The sequence below is a fragment of the Halomonas sp. KG2 genome (assembly GCA_030440445.1).
Taxonomy (GTDB): domain Bacteria; phylum Pseudomonadota; class Gammaproteobacteria; order Pseudomonadales; family Halomonadaceae; genus Vreelandella.
Map to the genome: position 1 here is coordinate 2,433,353 of CP098528.1, position 23,462 is coordinate 2,456,814.

Here is a 23,462-nt window from a genome sequence, read left to right on the forward strand (position 1 = left end):
CACAACAAAACGAGGTCAACATGCGCAACAACAAGTTCAAACTTACTACCCTCGCCGCCAGCCTCATGCTCGCATCGGGGACACTGATGGCCGACGATCACGATGCGCGGGCAATCGCGGAGCGTTTGGTCGATGAACACTTCCAAAACTCTACCTTGAGTCGTGAAGAGCAAATCGAAGAACTGCTTTGGTTTGCAAAAGCAGCCGAGCCTTTCCGCGGTATGGATATTCAAACTGTCGCAGAAGGCTTGACCACTCACGTCTATGAAAGTGAAGTGCTGGCAGAAGCATTCAGTGAGTTAACCGGTATCAACCTTACTCACAATATTATCGGCGAAGGCGACGTCGTTGATACGATGCAAAATCAGATGCAGTCAGGTAACAGCATCTACGACGGTTTTGTTAATGACACCGACGCTATCGGCACGCACATTCGTTACGGCACCACCATCAACCTTACCGAAGCGATGGAAAACGAATGGGCTGACTACACACTTCCAACGCTGGACCTAGACGACTTCATTGGCTTGCAGTACGGCACCGGCCCCGATGGCAGCCTATACCAACTACCCACCCAGCAGTTCGCCAACCTTTACTGGTTCCGTTATGACTGGTTCCAGCGCGAAGACCTGCAAGCTCAGTTCCGTGAAATCTATGGTTATGATCTTGGGGTACCCACCAACTGGACGGCTTATCAAGATATTGCCGAGTTCTTTACCGAACATGTTGGTGAACTCGACGGCACTACCGTCTATGGCCACATGGACTACGGCCGCCGTGATCCGTCGCTTGGCTGGCGCTTCCACGACTCCTGGCTCTCAATGGCCGGCATGGGTAGTCCGGGCGTGCCATCAGGTAATCCCGTCGATGACTGGGGCATTCGCGTTAACGAAGATAGTCAGCCGGTAGGTGCCAGCGTTAGTCGTGGCGGTGCAACCAACTCGCCAGCGTCTGTCTTTGCCATGCAAAAAGCCGTTGATTGGCTACGTGACTTCGCACCGCCTGAAGCACAGGGCATGACCTTTGGGGAAGCGGGTCCTGTGCCTGCTCAAGGCCATATTGCTCAGCAAATTTTCTGGTACACCGCCTTCACAGCAGACATGACCGATCCTGCCGTGGCTGTGACCGACGATGAAGGCAACCCACTTTGGCGCATGGCACCTTCCCCTACCGGCCCTTACTGGGAAGAAGGCATGAAAGTGGGTTATCAGGATGTAGGCGCATGGACGTTCTTTGACTCCACACCCGAAGACCGTCGAACCGCTGCTTGGCTATTTGCCCAGTTTACGGTAGCCAAAACGACCTCTCTTGAAAAACTGATAGCTGGTCTAACGCCGATTCGTGAATCTGACATTTTCTCTGAGCAGATGACCGAAATGGCACCTAAGCTTGGCGGTTTGGTTGAGTTCTACCGCAGCCCCAACGAATCCAACTGGACGCCTACGGGCACCAACGTACCGGATTATCCGCGTATGGCTCCGCTATGGTGGCAAAACCTAGCACCGGTAATGAGTGGCGAAGTTACCCCTCAAGAGGGCTTGGATAAGCTGGCGGCAGATATGGATAACACCATGTACCGCTTAGCTCGCGCAAACGTCTTCGATAGCTACGCCCCAGCGCTTAACGAAGAGCGCGACCCGCAATACTGGCTGGATCAAGAAGGCTCTCCTAAGCAAAAGCTTGATGATGAAATGCCGCAAGGAACAACCGTTCCTTACGATGAAATGATGGAAGCCTGGATGGAAGCGGGTACCCGCTAATCCAGTTGGGGCGGGCTTCGGCCCGCCCTATTAAGGCTCAAAAACTAGGTTTCATCAGCGGCGAGCAAATAACAGCAGGGCTCGCTGGTCTACATAGGCTTATTGCTTTGTTGTCATGTTGAAACCGCTACCTAAACACGGGGCTTTTTCTTTGTTAATTGGAACCGCTATGAAACTGCGTAACCGGAATATCGAGAAATTGCACACTGACGACTTTGACGCACTAATCATCGGTGGCGGCATTAACGGCGCAGCAACGGCAGCCGCGCTTGCAGGCAAAGGCGCTAAAGTCGCCTTAATAGACCGCGGTGATTTTGCGGGAAGCACCAGTATGCACTCCTCCAACTTAGTTTGGGGAGGCATTAAGTATATGGAGAGCAAGGATTTCGCATTAGTACGCAAACTGTGCAAAAGCCGTAATCACTTGATTAAAAGTTACCCATCTACCGTTCAGGAAATTCGCTTTCTGACTACCATCAGCAAAGGTTTCCGCCATTCACCCTGGTATTTGTGGGCAGGCACCTGGCTCTACTGGCTAATGGGAAACGGGTTTACTAAGCTGCCCCGCTTACTGTCTCCCAAGAACATTAAGCAAGAAGAACCCATTATTGATATCGAAGGCTCAGTCGGTGGGTTTGAATACTCAGATGCCTACTTACACGATAACGATGCCCGATTTGTATTTAATTTTGTTCGCCATTCGCTTAACTATGGGGCAATTGCAGCTAATTATGTTGAGTCGCTTGGTGCTGAACGCGAAGGTCAGCACTGGGTAACGAAAGCGCGCAATGTCATGGATGGCAGCACATTCAATATCCGTTCCAAAGTATTAATTAATGCGGCTGGCCCCTGGGTAGACCAGCACAACGCACTTACCGGCGAGAAAACCACCCATCAACATCTTTACTCAAAAGGCATTCATCTGATCGTTCCGCAATTGACGGAAACTAAACGGGTACTGGCGTTTTTTGCCGACGATGGGCGACTGTTTTTTGTCATTCCCATGGGGAATCGCACCTGCATCGGCACGACTGATACACATATGGAACATCCAGAGGTGGATGTCACCGCTGAAGATATTGAGTTTGTATTGGAAAATATCAATAAGCGCCTAACGTTAGAAAAGCCGCTTAGCCAAGACGATATTATTTCAACACGCTGCGGTGTTCGGCCCCTGGCTATCAAAGCAGATCAGGGTGACGGCGATCGCGATTTTCTCCAGCTATCGCGTAAACATGTCATCGATACCAATGCGGATAGCGCCCACATTAGTATTTTTGGGGGTAAATTAACCGACTGCTTGAATGTAGGTGATGAAATCGCAGAAGAAGTGGTCCGCCTAGGTGTCAATCTCAGCGATATCAACTATCGCTGGTACGGCGAGCCGCCAGAGCCTGTTAAACAGCAGTTTATGGACCAAGCTAAACGGATGAATCTAGATGCTATGACCGCACCAACGTCTACCGAGCCGCTCTCTTCCCGGCTGTGGCGGCGTTATGCAGAACAGGCCATGCAAATGCTAGAAAAAATCCGTCAGGATCCAGCGGAAGCCGATATTCTCATTGAAGGTACCGAATATATTCGCTGCGAACTAGAGCATGCCCGAGACCACGAAATGATTACGCAACTGGAGGACTTCCTGCGCCGAAGAGCCAAAGTCTCACTAGTTGTTCACCATGAACAGCTGCGCCACTCTAAGGGGCTGAAAGAAGCTTGTCGTGTCCTATTCGGAGACCAAGCAGAAGAGCGCTTTGCTACCTACTTTGCTGAAAATCGTGACACCTCACAGCCTTTCGTTGCACAAGCAGAGCCACAGAACACTCACTGATTAACCATCAACAACATTAAAAAGCCGCTATCATCGATAGCGGCTTTTGCCTATTGAAGTAGCCAATAAACGGTTGTTAATTACAACGCACGCGATTCACAGCGTCTAGCCAACCCTGGTACAACGCCTCCCGAGTCGATTCTGGCATTTTAGGGGTAAAGCTCTTTTCGCAACGCCAGAGCTGCTCAATTTCTTCAAGCGTGTCATACCAACCCAAACGTAGGCCTGCCAAATAAGCAGCTCCAAGCGCTGTCGTTTCAAGAATAGTCGGTCTATCTACCTGGACATCGAGCATATCGGCTAAAAACTGCATCACCCAGCTGTTTTTCACCATGCCACCATCGACCCGTAGGTTGCCAGGCGTAGCTTCCATGTCGTCATTCATACAGTGCTGAAGGTCACGGGTCTGGTAACACACCGCCTGGAGCCCCGCCGCAACGATTTCGGCAATACCGGTATCCCGAGTGAGGCCAAAAATCGCCCCTCGCGCTTTAGGGTCCCAATGGGGCGCACCCAAGCCAGTAAAGGCCGGTACCAAGTAAACGCTATGTCCGCTGCGGGTTTCTTTAGCAAGCGCTTCTGTTTCTGACGCATCCGCAAACAGGTTCAACCCATCGCGTAGCCACTGTACAGTCGCCCCAGCAACGAAAATACTGCCCTCCATCGCATAGGTCGGCTTGCCATTAATTCGGTAGCCAATGGTGGTTAGCAGGCGATTTCGTGATACCGACGGTGTATCCCCAGTGTTAACGATCATAAAACAGCCGGTGCCATAGGTGCTTTTACCCATTCCTGGCTGAAAGCACGCTTGCCCCACTAGCGCGGCCTGCTGATCCCCTGCCACACCCGCAATAGGAATAGACGCCCCTAACCAGTCCGCGTCAGTGGTGCCAAAATCATCGCTGGAGTCTTTTACTTCGGGCAGCATGTTGGCAGGAACGTTAAACAACGCTAACAGCTCATCGTCCCATGTTTGATTATGGATATTAAAAATGGCTGTTCGTGATGCGTTGGTGGCATCAGTGACATGTTGCTTGCCATTCGTTAATCGCCAAATCAAAAAGGTATCGATAGTGCCAAAGAGTAGCTCACCACGCTGCGCACGCTCGCGGGCTCCTGCTACATTATCGAGTATCCAGGCGAGCTTGGTGGCAGAAAAATAAGGGTCTATTAAGAGGCCTGTTTTCGCTTGTACTGCCTCTGTATGCCCTTGGTCACGGAGTGTTTGACAAAGTTCAGAGGTACGTCGATCCTGCCAGACAATCGCGTTATAGAGCGGCTTACCCGTCTCTCTATCCCACACCACCGTGGTTTCACGTTGGTTAGTAATGCCAATTCCATCAATCTGCTCTGGCGAAACATTCGCCTTTTCTAATACCTCACGACAGGTGGCGAGGACAGTCTCCCAAATATTTTCGGGATCATGCTCTATCCACCCATCTTGAGGGAAGTGCTGAGGAAATTCCTGTTGGGCAACCGCCTCTATTTGGCCTTGGCGGTCAAATAAAATGGCGCGCGAGCTGGTCGTACCTTGATCGATGGCGAGAATAAAGGAGGACATATCACGTTCACTTTGTTGTAGGTTCTTTCGGTTTTGTGTGTTTTGTTTCGCTTTATTATCATCCAAGGCTACTCTAGCCGCCCCAAATGCTCAAGTATGAAACTACTCTCCTTCGCTCTTAAACTCGCCGGTGGCCGTGCTCTGCCTTAGCTTACGCATCATGCTTAAGCGATATGCAACGCGACACCGTGCTGCGATAACAGCTGCAGAATCGATTCAGGAGGCTTCCGATCAGTGAACAGAGCATCGAGCTGGGAAATATTCCCTTGGCGCACCACCGGATTTCGATGAAATTTTGAGTAATCTGCGGCGAGATAAATGCGTCGCGAATTGGCAATAATCGCTTGAGCAACACGGACTTCCTGGTAATCAAATTCAAGGAGCGAGCCATCTTCATCAATACCGCTAATCCCGATGATTCCGTAATCCACTTTAAATTGATTGATAAAATCGATAGTGGCTTCGCCGATAATACCGCCATCGCGAGAGCGAACTTGCCCGCCAGCAATAATCACCGTGAAGTCTTCTTTGTGCTGAAGAATGGCGGCCACGTTCAGGTTATTGGTAATGATTTCTAAGCCCTGGTGTTCAAGCAACGCTTGGGCGATCATCTCGTTACTGGTACCGATATTAATAAACAGTGAAGAGTGATGAGGAATTTGCTGCGCTAAACAGTGAGCAATCCGCTCTTTCTCTTCTAAATGTAGCGTTTTACGCGTGCTGTAGGCGGTGTTAACAGTGCTCGACTCTATTCCTGCACCGCCATGAACACGACGAACCCGCCCTTCGTTTGCTAGCGTATTTAAATCACGCCGAATGGTTTGTGGCGTCACTGCGAAGTGATCGGTCAGTTGCTCAATGCTCATATAGCCATGCTGGCGGACTAGCTCGACGATAGCATCTTGGCGAAACTGTTGGTTCATAAGCTCGGCCTATTCGTTATTTATTAGTGTTTAAGCGCTATTCTCTATGAGCTATAGAGTAGCAAATTTTCGAAATTTAATAATACGAACATTAAGCCCTCATTTTTTCGCCAAATACCTGCTCCACTAGAGCGGCCAGACCCATAAAATGGCAGGAATAGCGACCACCATCACCACTAACGAAAGCGGAAGGCCAAGCTTCCAATAATCACCGAACTGGTAACCACCCGGGCCTAACACTAGCGTATTGGACTGGTGGCCTATCGGTGTTAGAAAGGCGCATGAGGCGCTGACAGCCACCACCATTAGAAAGGGATCGAGTGATACATCAAAACCACTCGCAAGACTGGCGGCAATAGGCGCCATCAACAACGCGGCTGCGGCGTTATTGACCACGTTGGACAGTAACATCGAGAGAATAAATAGCCCGGCCAATGAAATAGTGATGGGCCACTCAACGCCAAATCGTAGTAGTGCATCAGCAATAATTTCAGCGCCACCGCTCGTTTCAAGCGCTTCCCCAACCGGTAGCATGGCCGCCAGGAGAACAATAACGGGTCCATCAATGGCTTGATAACCTTCTCTCAGCGGCAGCACTCCTATCAGCAGTGATATCAACGCCGCGCTACTCATGGCAACAGCCGCAGGAAGCAGATCAAACAGCATCGCAAGAATGGCGAGGGCAAAAATACCGATCGACAGCGCCAATTTTCGCGGTTGCCCTAAGTGAAGCTCACGGTTAGCCAGCGGCAAACAGCCAAGGGTCGCTAAGCTATCGGCGATTTCGTTTTCACTGCCTTGTAACAGCAGTACATCACCGGTTTGAAAACGAATGTCCCGAAGACGTTGCTTTAAACGCCCTCCATCCCGGGCCACCGCCACTAAATGCAGCCCGAACTGCTGGTTTAACCGCAGCTGGCGTACGCTTCGATTGACCATCATCGAATCGTTACGCACCACCGCCTCAATCAGCTGCAGACCTTCCGTATCGACAGGCTGGCGCTCATCCGACGGTTGTGAATCTCCATTTTCGCTATCGGCCTCATCACTGTCTTGCTCATCTTTCTCGGGTTCCGCAATCGCGCTCAGCCCTACTTTGTCTTCCAGCAGCTTGAGTTCATCAGGCCCTGCTTCCAGCAGCAAAATATCCCCTTCCCGAAGCACCCCGTGAAATGAGTACCCGGCGCGGCGATCATCTTCTCGTACCACGGCAAGAACCGGAATAGCCTCCTCTAACTCATCATGTAGTTGCTGGAGTGTCAGACCATTAGCCTTTGACTCTTCTGAGACCTTTAGCTCAACCAAATAATTAGCAGTATCAAACATTTCTTCGGTTGAAGCCTGCCCACTGCGCTTAGGCGTTAAGCGCCAGCCCACAAGCACAATAAACACCAGACCGACTAACGCAACAGCAACCCCCACCGGGGTAAAGCTGAACATGCCGAAGTTTTCACCGGTGATATTACCCCTGTATGTGGCAATAATAATGTTAGGTGGCGTGCCAATCAGCGTGGTTAAGCCTCCCAGCAATGAACCAAACGCCAACGGCATTAATAACAGCGATGGGGATGTGTTGTGCTCTCGAGCAAGCCGCATGGCAACGGGCAACAGTAACGCCAGTGCCCCTACGTTATTCATCACCCCAGAAAGCACCACGACCGTACCCACTAATACCAGTAACTGCAGTAGCAGCCGTTCACCTACTTTGAGCACTTGATTGGCGATGATATCGACAACACCCGAGCGCTCAAACCCTCGACTGATGACCAATACCGCGGCCACCGTAATCACGGCTGGATGCCCAAAGCCTTTAAAAGCCTCATCGGTAGGCACAAGCCCAAGCATTACCGAGCCGAGCAACGCCGCAAGCGCAACGAGATCATAGCGAAATCGACCCCACATAAAAGCGGCAAGCGTTAATCCCAAAATGATAAAAATCAACGTGCTAGGCGCAAGCCCAATGCTTTCCATTGTCATGCGGTGTCCCTCTCCTTGTGTGGGTACGCTCAGCTGATGCGCCAACTCACTAACAACACATTAGATGATGACTATACGACCGTATAGCCCTAGCAGCGCAGAGCAACAAAAGAACGTTGGAGCAATAAAATGCCTGGCGTGGCCAGGCATTCATAAAAAGTGGTTAAAGAACCACTAAGCCACCCAGCTCACTGAGTGTTGCAAAAAGTGGCGCAAAGAGTGGCTGCGAAGAGCGGTCGTTTAGCCAAGAGCGCAAGCGTATTAAGGGATTAGCACGGTCGAGCCAGTTGTTTGACGGCTTTGCAGGGCATCTTGAGCCTTTCCTGCGTCTTTAAGCGGGTAGCGGTTTGCTACGTCAATACGAAGTTTGCCGCTTTTGATCATGCCAAAAAAGTCATCGCACATCATTTCAAAGCGTTCACGGGTGTCAGCATAGCCGTTCAAACTTGGGCGGGTGACAAACAGCGCGCCTTTTTGGTTCAGAATACCTATATTCACCCCGTCTACGGGGCCAGACGCATTACCAAAGCTGACCATTAGCGAGCGAGGCTTTAGGCAGTCTAACGACATTTCCCAGGTATCTTTTCCTACTGAGTCATAAACCACATCGCACATTTCGCCATTGGTTAGCTCACGCACCCGCTCTACCACATTCTCTTCGCTGTAGTTGATCGTTGCCCATGCCCCGTTGGCCATCGCCAAGTCTGCTTTCTCTTTTGAGCTAACCGTTCCAATCAGCTTGACGCCTAGCGCTTTAGCCCACTGGCAGGCAATCGAGCCAACGCCTCCAGCAGCGGCATGAAAAAGAATGGTCTCACCGCCCTTTAGCTCATAAGTTTGACGCAGCAGATACTGCACGGTTAGCCCTTTCAGCATACTGGCCGCAGCGGTTTCAAAATCAATAAAGTCTGGCAGCTTAATTACCTTGGCCGCTGGCAAGGTATGCATCTCTGCATAAGCACCCAATGGCCCTTGTGCATACGCTACCCGGTCACCCTCTTTTAGATGGGTAACGCCTTCACCCACTGCGTCGACAACCCCTGCACCTTCAGTGCCTAATCCAGAAGGCATAGATGGCGCAGGATAGAGCCCTGTACGAAAGTAGATATCAATAAAATTCAGGCCCACCGCTTTATTAGCAATACGCACTTCACCGCTGCCGGGTGCCCTAGGCGCTGTGTCGACCCACTCCAACACATCTGAATCACCCGTTTTGGAAAACTGAATACGTTTAGACATTTGGGCACACTCCCACTGTTAATTATTGGACACACATTAGCTGGCTATCCAACCGCGTTATGCGCCTCAAATCAAGCGATTAGCCAGCCATACAGGACATATCGCTGTCATGCAGCCATGCTAGACTATCTGAAAAGTGTTAATAGCAATGTTTATTGATTCCTCTAAAACGGACAGACTATGACGCACCCAGCAATCTGTTTGCCTACCCTTATAGCCCACCGCGGATACTCCGCCGCCGCACCTGAAAACACCCTAACGGCAGTGCGTGCCGCGCATCAAGCGGGCACGACTTGGGTGGAGTTAGACGTTCAACTATTGGGCGATGGGACCCCTGTCATCTGGCACGATAGCAATATTAGCCGCTGCTCCGATAGCCGTGGCGACCTTGCTAGCCTGACGTGGCAGCGTGCGCAACAGCTTGACGTCGGCAGTTGGTTTGGCGATGCGTTTGTAGGTGAAAAGATGGCCAGTCTAGAGGCCATGCTGGCGCTGTTGAACGAACTCAATATGGGGGTGAATTTAGAGATCAAAGTAAACAAAGGCCGTGACCCCATCGCCTTGGTAGATACCGTCTTACCAATCGTATTAGCAACACTGCCCGCCGAACGGCTGATTGTGTCCTCATTTGATGCCCGAGCGTTAGCGCGATGTCGCAGTATCGCACCCAAAGAAGCCCTCGCACTGGGCGTACTATTTGGCAGTACACCTCCAACCTGGCGTGACCAGTGTCAAGCTATCGACGCCTTTAGTATCCACCCTCATTGGCCGCGCTTAAAACACACTCAGGCTGCTGCCATGCGCCGAGATGGTTATGAAATTTTATGCTATACCGCCAACGACCCCAGCGCTTTTGAAAGTCGCTGGGGCTGGGGAGTAGCCAGCGCGATTACTGATGAGCCTGAAGCATTTCAACGCTATTTGAATAATCGACGTCGACACGGTTAAATTCGCCAATACTCACTACTCTACCTAAGGAAAACTATGCACTATCTTGGTGCCCACGTAAGCGCCGCGGGTGGCGCGGATCAAGCAGTGCTCCGTGCGGTAGAAATTGGCGCAAATGGCTTTGCTCTGTTCACCAAAAATCAGCGGCAGTGGAAAGGTAAACCGCTGACCGACGAGGCCATTGCGGCGTTTAAACAGGCCTGCAAAACCCACGGGTTTGGCCCAGAACAAATTTTACCCCACGACAGTTACCTGATTAACCTAGGCCATCCGGAAACCGCTGGGCTTGAAAAATCACGTGCTGCGTTTTTAGACGAAATGCAGCGTTGTGAGCAACTAGGTCTCACGTTATTAAACTTCCACCCTGGCAGTCATCTGAACAAAATCAGCGAAACCGACTGTTTGAAACGCATTGCAGACTCCATCAACGAGGCTTTGCTAGCCTCACAGGGTGTCACGGCGGTAATTGAAAACACCGCCGGGCAAGGCACTAACCTTGGCTGGCGCTTCGAGCATTTAGCGGAAATTATTGCCCAGGTCGATGATAAAACCCGTGTTGGCGTTTGTATTGATACCTGTCACGCCTTCGCCGCCGGGTATGACCTACGTACCACCGAGGCCACCAAAACAACGTTGAATGAGCTCGGCAAGGTGGTCGGCTTTGAGTATTTACGCGGCATGCATTTAAACGATGCTAAGAGTGCCTTCGCCAGCCGTGTCGACCGCCACCATAGCCTGGGTAAAGGCAATATCGGCCTGGATGCGTTCACTACGATCATGCGAGACGAACGCATTCATGACATACCGATGATTCTTGAAACCGTCGAACCCGGCATTTGGGCTGATGAAATCAACTGGTTACGTACTCAAGTGCCTGAAGCAGCGCCTGGCAAATAGTGAATCACATCGTGAAAACGTAGCCGCGTCGTAGCGCTGTTACGCATGGCGTGGGGGCGGTCGGCAAAAAAACGCAGCCCCTCGCCTACTCGCAGCGTTTGCCAGCGCTCGTCAATGCGCAACTCCATCTCGCCCTCAACAACGACGATGTGTTCTACCACACCGCTGGCGTGGGGTGACGACTCACTGATCGCCCCTGGCGCTAGCTCAATCATAAACATTTCAAAGCCCAGCAGCGGGTCGTAAGGGAACAGCAGCCGCGCTTGCATCCCAGCGCTATCATCGCCCCAAACGAACTCCCAGCCATCTCTATGAAGTTCGCCTAACGCAGGCTTGTCACCATCAAACAGGGTTGAAAACGACACTCGAAAACCACTCGCGATCTTCCACAGCGTTGAGATGGTAGGGCTAGACTCACCACGCTCTATCTGTCCCAACATGGCTTTACTCACACCCGTTTCACCCGCCGCGCGATCTAGGCTCCAACCACGATCTTTACGTAGCTTTTTAACGGTTCCCGCAATGTGTTCGGCAATGGTATGAGGGTCACTCACTATGCGGTTCTCCATAGAATTTAGTGTCGTAGTTTACCTATCCGGTCAGCGATGAACACCGGTGACGCCCATATTGTGCGCTATAACGCACAGTGATAGTCTTGCAGCATTGTGCGTTATAGCGCACGCCACTCAACGTATGAGGTAACACTATGGAGGCGCCACCTACCCTACAGCCCACAGGAAGCCATAAAACCCCTTTCTGGCGAGACATTAGCCTCTCGGCCGTCACTGCAGGCTTCGTTGCGGTCACCATTGGCTACACAAGCTCAGCGGCAATCATTTTCCAGGCGGCAGCCGCGGCGGGCGCCAGTACTGCGCAAATCAGCTCTTGGCTGTGGGCGCTGGGCATAGGCATGGGCATTACCTCGATAGGACTATCGCTGCGCTACCGCATGCCTTTATTGACAGCGTGGTCAACGCCAGGTGCGGCGTTTTTGGCGACTAATCTTCCTGGCATTCCACTTGATGAAGCCATCGGTGCCTTCCTCTTCTCCGCGCTGCTCATTACGCTCTGCGGGGTAACAGGTTTATTCGAGCGCTTGATGCGCTATATCCCCAGCGCAATCGCCTCAGCTCTACTGGCAGGTATTCTGCTGCGCTTTGGCCTAGAGCTGTTTAACGTGATGGAAAGCCAATGGCTGCTACCACTGGCCATGTTAGCCGCTTGGGTAGCAGGTCGGCGCCTATGGCCAACGCTCGCAGTGCCTGGCGTGCTGTTAATCGGCATTGCTATTGCCCTTTGGCAGGGTCAACTTAACGTACACAGCATTCCGTTAGCGCCTACCGTACCTGTTTTCACTGCGCCTACCTTTTCGCTGACAACGCTGATCAGCATTGGCATCCCCCTGTTTGTCATTACCATGGCAACTCAAAATTTACCTGGGGTAGCCGTGCTACGCGCAGCAGGCTATCAGCCAAACAGTTCGCCGCTCATTAGTTGGACAGGGGGGGCAACGCTGTTACTTGCCCCTTTTGGTGGCTATGCATTCAATATGGCGGCCATTAGCGCCGCGGTATGCATAGGGCCTGACGCCCATGCGAACCCTCTTAAACGCTATACCGCAGGCGTTGCAGCGGGCGTGTTCTATATCGCGATGGGCATCTTTGGGGGGACGGTTACCGGTATCTTCAATGCCCTTCCCAGCGTCCTAGTGATGTCGCTGGCAGGGATAGCATTACTGGGCACATTAAGCGGTGGGTTAGCGAATGCATTTGAAAATAGCGGGCAACGAGATGCCGCCATTGTTACCTTTTTACTAACCGGCTCTGGCATCACGTTGTTAGGTATCGGCGGCGCATTCTGGGGGCTTGTGGCGGGCTTGGTGGTACTAAAGCTGACCAAGGCTCCAAAGCATTAGCGGTATGTTATTGATGTAATGACAAGACGATAAAAAATGTCCCCAGAACACTCACCACTGGGGGCATTTTATTATCTCTTCTCAGCACTATCTGTCTCTGCGTATGAGGCCATTACGCATTACATCGTAGCGAGGCGTTCTTCATCCAATACGCCCGACATCCGCACCATGGCTAACGCTTCATCCAGGCTGGCCACTTCTTCCATCATCAATAATTCGTTTTCCAAGCTAACCGGCTGTCCCGCTTTATCTGACAGCAGCTTTTCCAGCGAAGCTACGTCCATAGCGTCGTCTAAGTGGTGAATATCTACCGACGCACTGCTCGCACTTGGTAAGTAAATAGTGCCATTAGAGAAATCCACGGCATACGCGATAACCCCCGGCACAATAAAAAACAGCAGTCCAACACCATTGGCGACAGCCACCACTGGGTCAATATTACCGCTTAATTGTCCTTTACGTTCAGGATGAAAAAGCGTCCCACAACCACTTAACGTTACAATGGAGACACCAACAATGGCCCCCGTTAACCAACGGCGTACAGCTTGCTGCATGAAGGTTCCCTCAAAGTCCTAACGTACCGATAGCTGAAAAAGATGCGGTTGTTTGCCCACTGCTATCGAGCCACAAAACTGGGCAAGTTTAACACATTTGCTTACCAGCACACGCCAAGCTGTTAACGTAGGGTTTTGCCGCCATACTCGCTTAGCCGTACAATGCCGCATTCAACGCTAGTTTAAGCGCTACATTACTAAACGATTAAGCATCACCCCTACCAACAAGGAATGCTCACGCCCATGCGCGCCAGCCAATTATTGATTGCGACATTAAAAGAAACCCCGGCCGACGCTGAAGTCATCAGCCACCAGTTAATGCTGCGCGCCGGTATGATCCGTCGTCTTACCTCTGGCCTCTATACGTGGCTGCCTCTTGGCCTGCGCACGCTGCGTAAGGTTGAAGCCATTGTCCGCGAAGAGATGAACCGTGCCGGCGCTCAGGAAGTATTGATGCCTGCCGTGCAACCAGCAGACCTATGGCAAGAGTCGGGCCGCTGGGAGCAGTACGGTCCGGAGCTACTACGCCTGAAAGATCGCCACGAGCGTGACTACTGCGTAGGCCCGACCCACGAAGAAGTCATTACCGATTTGGTGCGCAAAGAGATTGCCAGCTACAAGCAGCTGCCGGTTAATTTTTACCAAATCCAAACCAAGTTCCGTGACGAGATTCGCCCGCGCTTTGGGGTGATGCGTTCTCGCGAATTCATTATGAAGGATGCTTACTCCTTCCACCTGGACGAAGCCTCCCTCAAAGAGACTTACCAGACGATGTATGATGCCTATACACGCATCTTCACCCGCCTGGGTCTCGATTTCCGTCCTGTGATTGCTGATAACGGCTCGATTGGCGGCACGGGTTCTCACGAATTCCACGTGCTGGCGGAATCAGGCGAAGATGATATCGTGTTCTCCAACGCCTCCGATTACGCCGCTAATATGGAAAAAGCTGAGGCTCTGCCCGCGCCGCTAGGCAGCAACGCCGAGCGTGCAGCCCCCAGCGAAGAGATGCACCTGGTCGATACGCCCAACGCTAAGACAATTGCCGCCCTGGTAGAGCAGCATGGCCTTCCAATTGAGAAAACCATCAAGACACTGATGGTGCATGCCGCTGAAGGTGGTTTGATTGCCCTGCTGATCCGTGGTGACCATGAGCTGAATGAAGTCAAAGCTGAAAACCTGCCCCAGGTAGCCGCTCCACTTACCATGGCGAACGAAGAAGAGATCCGCGCCGTGGTTGGCGCTGGCCCAGGCTCACTTGGCCCCGTTGGCCTAAACATGCCGATCATTATTGATCACAGCGTGGCACTTATGAGTGACTTTGGTGCGGGCGCCAACATCGATGGCAAGCACTACTTCGGCATTAACTGGGAGCGTGACGTGGTGCTGCCCCAAGTTGCCGATCTACGTAACGTTGTCGAAGGCGACCCTTCGCCAGACGGCAAAGGTACGCTGTCTATCAAGCGTGGTATTGAAGTAGGCCACGTTTTCCAGCTTGGGCAAAAGTACTCCGAAGCAATGAACGCGACGGTTCTGGGCGACAACGGCAAAACCAGCCATCCGTGGATGGGCTGCTATGGTATCGGCGTTACCCGCGTGGTCGCTGCTGCCATTGAGCAAAATCACGATGATTCAGGCATTATCTGGCCAAACGCTATTGCACCGTTCCAAGTAGCGCTGGTGCCGATGAATGCCCACAAATCACAACGTGTGCGCGAAGAGTCCGAGCGTCTCTATCAAGCGCTAACAGCGGCTGGCTTAGACGTGTTGCTTGATGACCGCGACACGCGTCCCGGCGTCAAGTTTGCTGACCTGGAGCTTATGGGAGTGCCCCACCGCTTAGTGATTGGTGATCGCGGTTTGGATAACGGCGAGCTGGAATACAAAGGCCGCCGAGACAGCGAAGCGACCATGGTTCCGGCTGACACAATTGTTGATTTCCTACGCGAAAAAGCAGGACTGATCAGCGCATAACCGTTTATAACGGCCACGTCAGCCACGCAGCACTAGAACCGCGTCGTGGCCAATAAAAGAGACACTGGCAGGCATCATCAGTTAGGTTGCCTCGCCAGTGCCAAACTCAACAATAACAGCGCTGCTAAAACATAGCGTGATGATTGACGCTAGTCGGTGACAGGCTGAACTAATCCCAAGCTGACTAATTGACCCAATAACTGGCAGATATCTCGCTTGATACTTTGCCTGCTAGCGCCAACAAAAAAAGCCATCAAGGTATCAATAATTTCATCTTGGCATAGAGCCTCATGCTGCAGCAGTGCCCACACGGCTCTACTCGTCACATTCAAACGATGAATTTCGCCGCCCTCTTTAGCAATGACGAACAGCTCTTCACCCAGAGGGAACTCATGCGCCACCGGGCTGATTTGCCACCTGCGCGTGTCGTTTGCTGCCAGCCCCTGGCTCTGCTTCAACGCCTCCGACTCCGTTTGACGACTACACGGATTCATCGCCACAGCACCGTCAAGCAACCCATTGTTATCTATCTCAGCTGCCAGCCACGTTGCCGCTTCATAAGCATCTCGGTAACGGATTAAAAAACACGGCAACCCTTTTAAGAGTGGCAAAAAGCGCTCAATCAACGTTTTATCCGACTCATGCTCAGCGAAATTTTGCTGCAACAACTGCCATAATCCATCTCCCGGCTGCAGACGAACCAGCTGTGGCTCACTGAGCGATTCATCACGCTCAATAAGCAGTACGGCGCCTAACGGACAACGCATCCCATGCGATGCCAGCTGTTGCTCGTCTAACGCCAGGTAACCATAGCGATCGTCATGAGGCCCTAGGTGGTTGGCAACAAACTGATGGAACTCCGGTGCAAGCGTCTCCGGCAACGGCAAGCGCAATCTAGGTGCAACGCCCAGTGCTACCCCTTCACCACAGCGAGTGAGTGCCAGCACATCATCGCCGAACACCCGATAACCAGCCGCGGCAAACGCTGCCGTGAGCGTGCTTTTTCCCGCTCGATGGCTATTTGGGAATATGAATAGCTGTTGATTAACCTCTACCGCCCCACAGTGAAGCCCAATATGCTCAGGATGATGGCGCAGATAAGCCCCTGCTAAATCAGCAATCACACTACATGCGGTTCCTGCTGGCGTATCTAATAACATACCTTCCGGCAGAGCCGGTGCTTCTTGCCAGTAACCATTAGGATGCCGCCAAACACAAATAGAGGGTGCGTGCTGCTGAAGCCCACAGGGCGTTAGCCGCCAACCTGGCATGGCTTGATGAATCACTGGCAGTAGCTGCTCTGCATCAATCAAGCGTATGCACGGGCCAACATTTTCCAGCGCATAATCGACAGCTATCGAGGTGGTAGACACAGCACCTCTCCCTTACCAGCGAGGTAATAAGCGGCTTATGCGAATCTCAATCACAGCGTCTCCATCCCAACGAGAGCGTTGTGGCCGAGCGTAGTAAGGACGTGAATGCCTGGGTTTAGAATAATGGGGTCTTGAATGGCCATGTCTTGAATAGCTATGTCTTGAATAGCTATGTCTTGAATAACGGGGCCTCGAATAGCTGGGCCGCGAGTAACGTGAACGGGAATGTTCACGCGCTTCAGCTTGCCCCATGGAAAACAGCGTCGGGGCCACGTAAAGTGCAGCGGCACCAAGGCCTAAACTTGCTAGCACTTGACGTCGTGAACGCCGTTTATTCAGCAGGGAATCGGCTTCATTGCTCATATCAGCACTCCGGATTAATCGCTAGAAAGGTTATGAAACACTGTTTTAAAAACAATCCTAGCCTCGAAGCACACAGCAAACCACCGGCTGAGCGTCACTTTCCCATTATTTACTTTTTTTAACTACACTCAGCGTTTTGTGGAAACATTATGCAGCTGCAGTAATTTGCCAACCATTACGGCCTGCGCTCTTTACTCGGTAAAGCGCCTTATCAGCAGCTTTATAGGCACTTGGAAAGGTGGCATCCCCTGCGGTAAAGCACACTGCCCCAATACTCAAGGTGACCCTTTCATTGTGCGGATGCGCGGGGTGTTTGAAATCAGCCTGCTCTAAAACAGACGTTAATTGATCACAGTAGCCAATCAATAACGCGTCATCATCACAAGGCAATACTGCGGCAAACTCATCACCCCCTAATCGGTACAGTTTTGCCTCTGCTCCCAGTACATATTTCAACAGACTGGCTAGGCGCCGTAACAGTTGATCACCCTCTGGATGCCCCAGTGAATCGTTGTACTGCTTAAAGAAGTCGATATCGACCAAGATCAAAGCAAGCGCAGCTCCTTCTTTGGTAGCGACATCCTGATGCAGCGCACTGCGGTTACCTATCCCCGTCAGCGGATCACGCATCGCGTGCTGCATCCAGGCTATGGTTTGCTTAGTAGCGCGCTCTGTACGCCGCAACTGACGCTCATGCATTACCCAAAACAGCAGCCCTAGTGCAAAAATAACCATGCTCGAATAGGTGAGAATCTGATTATATCGTCGGGTGCTTTCGGAAAACTCATTAATTGCCATACCACGCAGGTCGAGCTGGTTCATCTCAATGCTCGTTAAACAATCAATGGGGCCCAACAGTTCAGCTGCGGCATCAAACGGTGTCACGGTAGTTTCTGTAAGGCGCTCTGTTAGTAAATTGAGGGTTTGTAAACTCGGCTGGGTACAGCTGTACCTTTGACGATAGACCTCGACATCAATTAGCCCGTAGGCAAGATCGAGATTAAGCCTAACCGTTTGTCGCTGTTCATCGTCAAAGGGCTGTTCGCCTAACAAATGTTGTTGGGCGAGCTGTAAATATGCCCGAGACCTGGTAGCCAATTGCTGCCCTGTCAAATTGCCTGTTTGGCTGAAGTAAGCCTGTATTTCGGGATATACCCAGCGCGACTCATAAACAATCACCACCATCAATGCCATAAAACTCATGAGGCTCAATGATAACCACGTTACATAGCGGCGCTTCCTAGCGAAAGGAGCGGGTACTGGCAGTGGCACAGCAGGTGGAGAAGGCGGCGGCTCAATGATCACCAGCGGGCCTCAATACTTCGAATCATCCATATCCAGTCGTTGAATTCACGCAGGCTCTTGATATCACGCTGATCATTATAAGCCAGATCAACCAGCCGCAATGGCCCCCGCGAACGCAATGTCAGTGGCTCACCACTCTCTGCCGTGACCATTAACCACTTAGGATCATCCCAGCCACCTAACGTCACTTCGTAATCATCCCATGTCGTAAAGTGCAATGCGGGAGGAACTTCGCCAAACTGATTAATGAGGAAGCGACGGAATTCAAGCCCATGCATCTCTACTTCTCCGCCTTGAAAAGGATCAAATACTGGCGAGGTAATCGTAGATTGTTGACGCAACTCATTAAGAGAGAGTGCAGTGTTTTTTTCACCATTAATGACGCTTAATGCTTGAGCATAGACCGGCACTGATAGCCAGCTAAGTAATAGAAGAATACAGGCAACACTAGCTTTGGGATAATGATGAGCGCAACAGCGTATGGCAACGATTGAACTAGCAGCATTCATGGCAAATGGCTTCCTTGCGGTACAATGCCTTATTGTACAACTAGGTACTTTACCAGACGATTAATGCGAATACTCGAAAACATAGTTTTAATTAATAAAAAAGCCGACCCAACTGGGCCGGCAACAGGAAGCTCGCTGTTAAAAGCAAGCTCCCTCCCCTGACGACGGTCACCACAACGGCGTTAATGCTTTTTACGTTCATCCTTACGGAGGTGGTCGCGTACAATAAAACCTACCCAACCAATCATAAAAGCAATCATTAACGCGACAGTAACTAGACCGAAAATAACAGCATCATCCCAATACATGGTGATCCCCTCCTGCCGTGATGTATGACGCCATCCTAGTGCGTTAATAACGGCAGGAAGCTGACCTGGGTCAAGCTTTTCAGCGGGGTTATTTGCGGCCCATCAGGAACTTGATATGGGTCATTTTTTAGCGCTCAAAACTAACCGCTAAAGCACTTTTCGGTCTTCTACTTTGCTGTGTTCGGTTCCCGGCGGTAGAGGGTGGCCTTTCGCCAGCTCTGCACGGGTTGCTTCGCGCACATCCAGCACGTTGACTTGATAGCGAAGCGTATGGCCTGCCAGCGGATGATTTGTATCGACCGTTACCATGTCCCCATCAATACTCATCACTGTGACAATTTGCGGGCCTGCTTCACCTTCTGTTTGGAAACGGCTACCGGGTTCAAGCGCTGCGCTGCCAAATGAGGCACGACTCACCTGTTGCACCAAGTCTTCATTACGGATGCCGTAGGCATCAGCAGGCGCAAGCGTGACACGCAGCACATCTCCAGCGGCTTTATCTTCCAGGGCACTCTCTAAACCGGGCAAAATATTATCGTGTCCATGAAGGTACTCTAAGGGCTTATCACGTGCGTTGGAGTCATCTAGCACGCGGGTACTGCCATCGCTAAGCACATCGCTTAACACGTAGTGTAAAGTAACTACTTGATGGGCTGTAATCGACATTGAAAACTCCTCTCCGGTAAGCTATCGGCTTTGTCATGGATATCAGGCCTAGTCTACCACTGAGCGGTTTTTAGCGGGCCTCGATGCAGACGTTTTCTTTCCTGGAGTGTTAACCAATATGCCCACCCCTACTCCCCAGCGCAGCTGGTTGGATGCGCTAGGTATTTACTGTCGTGCACCTGTTATCACCATGTTGTTTCTAGGCTTTTCAGCAGGCTTACCTTTTTTGCTGGTGTTCTCGACTCTGTCTGCATGGCTACGCAGTGACGGCGTTGAAGTGGCCGCCATTGGCTTCTTCGCTTGGATTGGCATGCTCTACTCAATCAAGTTTTTTTGGGCGCCTATCGTTGACCGACTTGCCCTACCGATCTTGACCCGCACGTTTGGCCAGCGGCGTGGCTGGATGCTGCTTGCCCAGGGGATGATTGCGGCAGGGTTGATTGGCTTAGCGGGAGTCAGTCCAGTAGGCAACCTAGGCTGGGTAGCCGCCTTTGCACTGCTGGTCGCCTTTGGCTCGGCCACCCAGGATATTGCTATTGACGCGTATCGCATCGAATCCGCCGATGACGATGTACAAGCAGCGATGGCCTCTACTTACATTATCGGTTACCGCGGGGGGCTGTTAGCGGCAGGTGCAGGAGCGCTGTATGTAGCATCAGCGATTTCCTGGAGCGCAGCGTACCTCTGCATGGCAGCGCTTGTGGGCATTGGCGTGCTCACCGTACTCATTCGCCCAGAACCAAAGCGTGCATCGCTGACGGTTCAGCTCATTCACGAACCCAAGGTACGCGCCTTCATTCGTGCCAGCCGTGGCCAACCGAAAGTTTTACGACGTCTAGGTGCTTGGGTGATTGGTGCCATTGTGTGCCCTTTCACCGACTTCTTCCGCCGCTATGGGGTGAAGGCGTTGGGCATTTTAGTGTTTATCGCGGTGTTCCGGATTAGCGACCTTGCCATGGCCTCTATGGCAAATCCGCTCTACATCGATTTAGGCTTTTCGCTGGCCACTATCGCCAACGTGACCAATATTTTTGGTATTGCCATGAGTATTACGGGAGGCATTCTTGGCGGCTTGCTGGTTGCTCGCTACGGTATTGGGCCACTGCTGATCATTGGCGCAGGCTTTGTCATGGTGACTAACCTGCTGTTTGCCGCGTTAGCGTTGATAGGCAACCAACTCCCCATGCTGGTCGTCACCATTATTGGCGATAATCTTGCCAATGGCTTAGCCAGCGCCGTCTTTATTGCGTTTCTTTCCAGTTTAACGTCGAGGGCTTATACCGCCACTCAATACGCACTGTTTTCGTCGCTGATGACGTTACCAGGGAAGTTTCTGAGCGGTTTCGGCGGGCTAGTCGTCACGGCTCAGGGATACGCCACCTTCTTCGTAGTGGCCACCCTGCTCGGTTTACCCGCCATTCTGCTAGCTATCTGGATCAGCCGAGATAAGCAGCTGGTGCCTACCCCAGTGATTGCAGAAGCAAAATAAAGCTATCGGTGGTCCGCCAACCACGCCAGCGCGCCTGGCGTGGTGCGCCACTGGTCACGCATCAAGGTACGATACTGCCACGCTTCCGCACGGGAGCCAGGATCAACTTGCCCATCCGCGTGAGGCATTGAAGGACGCGGGTTCTCGGCACATAACAGCTCAATCGCATGGCGATTATGGGCGATCACATCCGCCAATGCAGCTTCCGCGGCATCGTGCTTTTCCAATCGATACAGCGCCAGCGTACGGCCCATTAATAGCCCCAACTCTAAAGAACCATCATCTTTTTGGGGCTCATCAGTGAGCGCTAGCGCTTCTTCATTGCGGTCATCACGCAGCAATTGGTCAAGTACCAACTCTCTTAAGCCAAGGCTATCTTCCTGGTCTATGGCTAGCAGTTCTTCAGCCAACTCTCGGGAGTGCTGGCGCGCTCCGCGCTCCATACCCACCACCAGCGCAAGGCCGGTGCGCAGTAGCATGGCGTTATCGGCATCATCCCAACACAGGCTGCCGTCACCGGCTGCACGGGCCTGTTCGAGCCAGCGAGAAAGGCGCAGCGCTAGCGGCTCCAGCAGGCTCGGTGCCATCCACGGCAGGCTACCAAAGCGGCTGGTCAGTGCTAACGTTAAATCTTGCACCACCTGGGGCGCATCCAACCATTCAGGGTGGGCACATAGCTCAGACATCCACTCTATCGCGTTGCCCCAGGGGTCATCGCGAAAGCCCAAAGCGACCTCTTCATCGACCATGACCTGAAACTGTTCGTGCCAAGCCGCAAACAGGGTTTCTTCACGAGCAGTAGTGGTGTAGTGCAACCTACCGGAATCGGCATCTTGCTCAATGGTAAGCTTCGGTGCGATAGGGAGTGCCGCCAACAGCGCCTGTAGCGATACCAGCGGCGTCGCCATATCTTCTTCGGCGCTCAATAACTGGTCGGCCAAGGTGGCACCAGGATTTTCAGCCAGCGCTGCCAGGAATTCGAGCTGCTCTTCATCCAAGTCGCCCTGGCGAACCAAACGGCGGTACCAGAAGTTAGCTCGCTCTTTGGCCTCTTCCTCATGACCTTCATGCAGCAGCAACATGGCTTCAATGTAGGCTAGCGTCGGTGAATCCGGTAGCGCCTGCTGGGCTTTCACGAACGCAGCGCGGGCGCTGTCTAAGTCGTCGTTATCCAGGTGCATGAGGCACAACCGCTCAAGCGCCACGCCGCGCAAAAACAGCGGGCCGCGCTCCATAACGTCATCAAGCAGGTCAGCACGCTTGCGGGTAAAGCCGCGCTCTTGATAGATATCTAACAGAATTTCAAACGCAGGCTCGGCCTGCTCCGGCAGTCGCGACCAATCACTGCCGTCGAACAGCGACTCAAGAATCTGCATTGAACGACCGGTTTGACCGCTTTCAGCAGCAATTAATCCGGCTTCTAATAACGCCTGGGCAGGTGCTTGCTGGCTTTCCAGCGCCGCTTTCAGCGTAGCGCCTTTCCACTCACGCAGGGAAAGCATCCACATCATCTGCTCAGGAATATCCGTAGGGAAGTCAACGCGGTAGCAGCACTGTTTGAATTTACGCCCTGAATCACACCAGCAAGGTTCGTTGCGCCCTGGGGTGGCCAACGGTTCGTTCGCAAAATCAAGCCGCTCTAGCGGCGTTTGCGACCATAAAATAGGCGCAAGCGCCTGGGCAGTTGCCACATCGCCATTAAACGAATCTGCGCCTTCGTCACGTACCCAGGTCATAAAATCGGGGTAGTGTTCCTGCTTCCTAATTGCCGAGAGTGCCCCAGAGGCAAATCCCAGCAGTTGATCGACCCATACCGCCAGCATTGCCGTCTCCACTGTCTTCAAAACGCGATTGAAAAGCGCAATAGTCTAGC

At 52.1% G+C, this 23,462-nt stretch carries 19 protein-coding genes; 7 read left to right on the forward strand and 12 right to left on the reverse strand.

Annotated elements, in window-relative coordinates:
- Positions 1-20: 20 nt before the first annotated feature.
- Positions 21-1,760 carry an ABC transporter substrate-binding protein gene (locus NDQ72_11425; GenBank protein WKD26684.1) on the forward strand — a complete coding sequence of 580 codons (1,740 nt, stop codon included), beginning with the start codon at positions 21-23 and terminating at the stop codon, positions 1,758-1,760.
- A 169-nt stretch (positions 1,761-1,929) separates the two neighbouring features.
- Positions 1,930-3,588 (forward strand): FAD-dependent oxidoreductase, encoded by a 1,659-nt coding sequence (locus NDQ72_11430; protein ID WKD26685.1) that lies wholly within the window; start codon positions 1,930-1,932, stop codon positions 3,586-3,588.
- A gap of 76 nt (positions 3,589-3,664) precedes the next feature.
- Here the strand turns inward: NDQ72_11430 and glpK are convergent, their stop codons facing one another.
- The 4 genes from glpK to NDQ72_11450 all read right to left on the reverse strand — a co-directional run bounded on the left by glpK (position 3,665) and on the right by NDQ72_11450 (position 9,288).
- Entirely contained in the window at positions 3,665-5,149 is a 1,485-nt protein-coding gene (glpK, locus tag NDQ72_11435; protein WKD26686.1) for a glycerol kinase GlpK, read from the reverse strand.
- Positions 5,150-5,313: 164 nt separating this feature from the next.
- Positions 5,314-6,072 carry a DeoR/GlpR family transcriptional regulator gene (locus NDQ72_11440; GenBank protein ID WKD26687.1) on the reverse strand — a complete coding sequence of 253 codons (759 nt, stop codon included), beginning with the start codon at positions 6,070-6,072 and terminating at the stop codon, positions 5,314-5,316.
- A 126-nt stretch (positions 6,073-6,198) separates the two neighbouring features.
- Positions 6,199-8,049: an SLC13 family permease gene (locus NDQ72_11445; GenBank protein WKD26688.1), complete on the reverse strand. Its 1,851-nt coding sequence runs from the start codon at positions 8,047-8,049 to the stop codon at positions 6,199-6,201.
- A 261-nt stretch (positions 8,050-8,310) separates the two neighbouring features.
- Positions 8,311-9,288, reverse strand: a complete 978-nt coding sequence (locus NDQ72_11450) for an NADPH:quinone reductase (protein WKD26689.1) — start codon at positions 9,286-9,288, stop codon at positions 8,311-8,313.
- A 180-nt stretch (positions 9,289-9,468) separates the two neighbouring features.
- On the opposite strand from NDQ72_11450, the gene NDQ72_11455 reads away from it, so the two are divergent.
- Both NDQ72_11455 and nfo read left to right on the forward strand, forming a co-directional pair.
- The gene (locus NDQ72_11455) at positions 9,469-10,236 is read left to right on the forward strand and encodes a glycerophosphoryl diester phosphodiesterase (protein WKD26690.1); all 768 of its coding nucleotides are present in this window, start codon (positions 9,469-9,471) and stop codon (positions 10,234-10,236) included.
- A gap of 36 nt (positions 10,237-10,272) precedes the next feature.
- A complete protein-coding gene (nfo, locus tag NDQ72_11460) occupies positions 10,273-11,133 on the forward strand; it encodes a deoxyribonuclease IV (GenBank protein WKD26691.1) in 861 nt (286 codons plus the stop codon).
- Here the strand turns inward: nfo and NDQ72_11465 are convergent.
- Positions 11,103-11,690 carry an XRE family transcriptional regulator gene (locus NDQ72_11465; protein WKD30384.1) on the reverse strand — a complete coding sequence of 196 codons (588 nt, stop codon included), beginning with the start codon at positions 11,688-11,690 and terminating at the stop codon, positions 11,103-11,105. The two genes, nfo and NDQ72_11465, sit on opposite strands and share 31 nt — an antisense overlap.
- Positions 11,691-11,839: 149 nt before the next feature.
- On the opposite strand from NDQ72_11465, the gene NDQ72_11470 reads away from it, so the two are divergent.
- Positions 11,840-13,048: a benzoate/H(+) symporter BenE family transporter gene (locus NDQ72_11470; GenBank protein WKD26692.1), complete on the forward strand. Its 1,209-nt coding sequence runs from the start codon at positions 11,840-11,842 to the stop codon at positions 13,046-13,048.
- A 119-nt stretch (positions 13,049-13,167) separates the two neighbouring features.
- Here NDQ72_11470 and NDQ72_11475 read toward each other — a convergent pair whose 3' ends face one another.
- On the reverse strand, positions 13,168-13,602 hold the full coding sequence (locus NDQ72_11475; GenBank protein ID WKD26693.1) for a hypothetical protein: 435 nt from the start codon (positions 13,600-13,602) through the stop codon (positions 13,168-13,170).
- A 243-nt stretch (positions 13,603-13,845) separates the two neighbouring features.
- Here NDQ72_11475 and NDQ72_11480 point away from each other — a divergent pair, with 243 nt between their 5' ends.
- Positions 13,846-15,576, forward strand: coding sequence for a proline--tRNA ligase (locus NDQ72_11480; GenBank protein WKD26694.1), 1,731 nt, complete (start codon positions 13,846-13,848; stop codon positions 15,574-15,576).
- Positions 15,577-15,725: 149 nt separating this feature from the next.
- Here NDQ72_11480 and NDQ72_11485 read toward each other — a convergent pair whose 3' ends face one another.
- From NDQ72_11485 to NDQ72_11505, 5 genes are all read right to left on the reverse strand, one after another.
- Complete coding sequence (locus NDQ72_11485; GenBank protein WKD26695.1) at positions 15,726-16,949, reverse strand: PqqD family protein; 1,224 nt, start codon at positions 16,947-16,949, stop codon at positions 15,726-15,728.
- A 50-nt stretch (positions 16,950-16,999) separates the two neighbouring features.
- Positions 17,000-17,182, reverse strand: coding sequence for a hypothetical protein (locus NDQ72_11490; protein ID WKD26696.1), 183 nt, complete (start codon positions 17,180-17,182; stop codon positions 17,000-17,002).
- 277 nt (positions 17,183-17,459) lie between these two features.
- Positions 17,460-18,515 (reverse strand): GGDEF domain-containing protein, encoded by a 1,056-nt coding sequence (locus tag NDQ72_11495; GenBank protein WKD26697.1) that lies wholly within the window; start codon positions 18,513-18,515, stop codon positions 17,460-17,462.
- A 98-nt stretch (positions 18,516-18,613) separates the two neighbouring features.
- On the reverse strand, positions 18,614-19,126 hold the full coding sequence (locus NDQ72_11500) for a hypothetical protein (protein WKD26698.1): 513 nt from the start codon (positions 19,124-19,126) through the stop codon (positions 18,614-18,616).
- A 455-nt stretch (positions 19,127-19,581) separates the two neighbouring features.
- Positions 19,582-20,100, reverse strand: coding sequence for a peptidylprolyl isomerase (locus NDQ72_11505; protein ID WKD26699.1), 519 nt, complete (start codon positions 20,098-20,100; stop codon positions 19,582-19,584).
- Positions 20,101-20,218: 118 nt separating this feature from the next.
- Here NDQ72_11505 and NDQ72_11510 point away from each other — a divergent pair, with 118 nt between their 5' ends.
- Entirely contained in the window at positions 20,219-21,589 is a 1,371-nt protein-coding gene (locus NDQ72_11510; GenBank protein ID WKD26700.1) for an MFS transporter, read from the forward strand.
- Positions 21,590-21,591: 2 nt separating this feature from the next.
- Here the strand turns inward: NDQ72_11510 and NDQ72_11515 are convergent, their stop codons facing one another.
- Complete coding sequence (locus NDQ72_11515) at positions 21,592-23,412, reverse strand: SEC-C domain-containing protein (protein WKD26701.1); 1,821 nt, start codon at positions 23,410-23,412, stop codon at positions 21,592-21,594.
- Positions 23,413-23,462 lie beyond the last annotated feature (50 nt).

What these genes read in the sequence shown, in the direction of transcription:
- NDQ72_11480 (WKD26694.1), top strand. Translation starts at nt 13,846, where the DNA reads ATGCGCGCCAGCCAATTATTGATTGCGACATTAAAAGAAACCCCGGCC.
- NDQ72_11440 (WKD26687.1), bottom strand. Translation starts at nt 6,072, where the DNA reads ATGAACCAACAGTTTCGCCAAGATGCTATCGTCGAGCTAGTCCGCCAG.
- NDQ72_11500 (WKD26698.1), bottom strand. Translation starts at nt 19,126, where the DNA reads ATGAATGCTGCTAGTTCAATCGTTGCCATACGCTGTTGCGCTCATCAT.
- NDQ72_11510 (WKD26700.1), top strand. Translation starts at nt 20,219, where the DNA reads ATGCCCACCCCTACTCCCCAGCGCAGCTGGTTGGATGCGCTAGGTATT.
- NDQ72_11430 (WKD26685.1), top strand. Translation starts at nt 1,930, where the DNA reads ATGAAACTGCGTAACCGGAATATCGAGAAATTGCACACTGACGACTTT.
- NDQ72_11475 (WKD26693.1), bottom strand. Translation starts at nt 13,602, where the DNA reads ATGCAGCAAGCTGTACGCCGTTGGTTAACGGGGGCCATTGTTGGTGTC.
- glpK (WKD26686.1), bottom strand. Translation starts at nt 5,149, where the DNA reads ATGTCCTCCTTTATTCTCGCCATCGATCAAGGTACGACCAGCTCGCGC.
- NDQ72_11425 (WKD26684.1), top strand. Translation starts at nt 21, where the DNA reads ATGCGCAACAACAAGTTCAAACTTACTACCCTCGCCGCCAGCCTCATG.
- NDQ72_11455 (WKD26690.1), top strand. Translation starts at nt 9,469, where the DNA reads ATGACGCACCCAGCAATCTGTTTGCCTACCCTTATAGCCCACCGCGGA.
- NDQ72_11515 (WKD26701.1), bottom strand. Translation starts at nt 23,412, where the DNA reads ATGCTGGCGGTATGGGTCGATCAACTGCTGGGATTTGCCTCTGGGGCA.
- NDQ72_11505 (WKD26699.1), bottom strand. Translation starts at nt 20,100, where the DNA reads ATGTCGATTACAGCCCATCAAGTAGTTACTTTACACTACGTGTTAAGC.
- nfo (WKD26691.1), top strand. Translation starts at nt 10,273, where the DNA reads ATGCACTATCTTGGTGCCCACGTAAGCGCCGCGGGTGGCGCGGATCAA.
- NDQ72_11495 (WKD26697.1), bottom strand. Translation starts at nt 18,515, where the DNA reads ATGAGTTTTATGGCATTGATGGTGGTGATTGTTTATGAGTCGCGCTGG.
- NDQ72_11445 (WKD26688.1), bottom strand. Translation starts at nt 8,049, where the DNA reads ATGACAATGGAAAGCATTGGGCTTGCGCCTAGCACGTTGATTTTTATC.
- NDQ72_11470 (WKD26692.1), top strand. Translation starts at nt 11,840, where the DNA reads ATGGAGGCGCCACCTACCCTACAGCCCACAGGAAGCCATAAAACCCCT.
- NDQ72_11450 (WKD26689.1), bottom strand. Translation starts at nt 9,288, where the DNA reads ATGTCTAAACGTATTCAGTTTTCCAAAACGGGTGATTCAGATGTGTTG.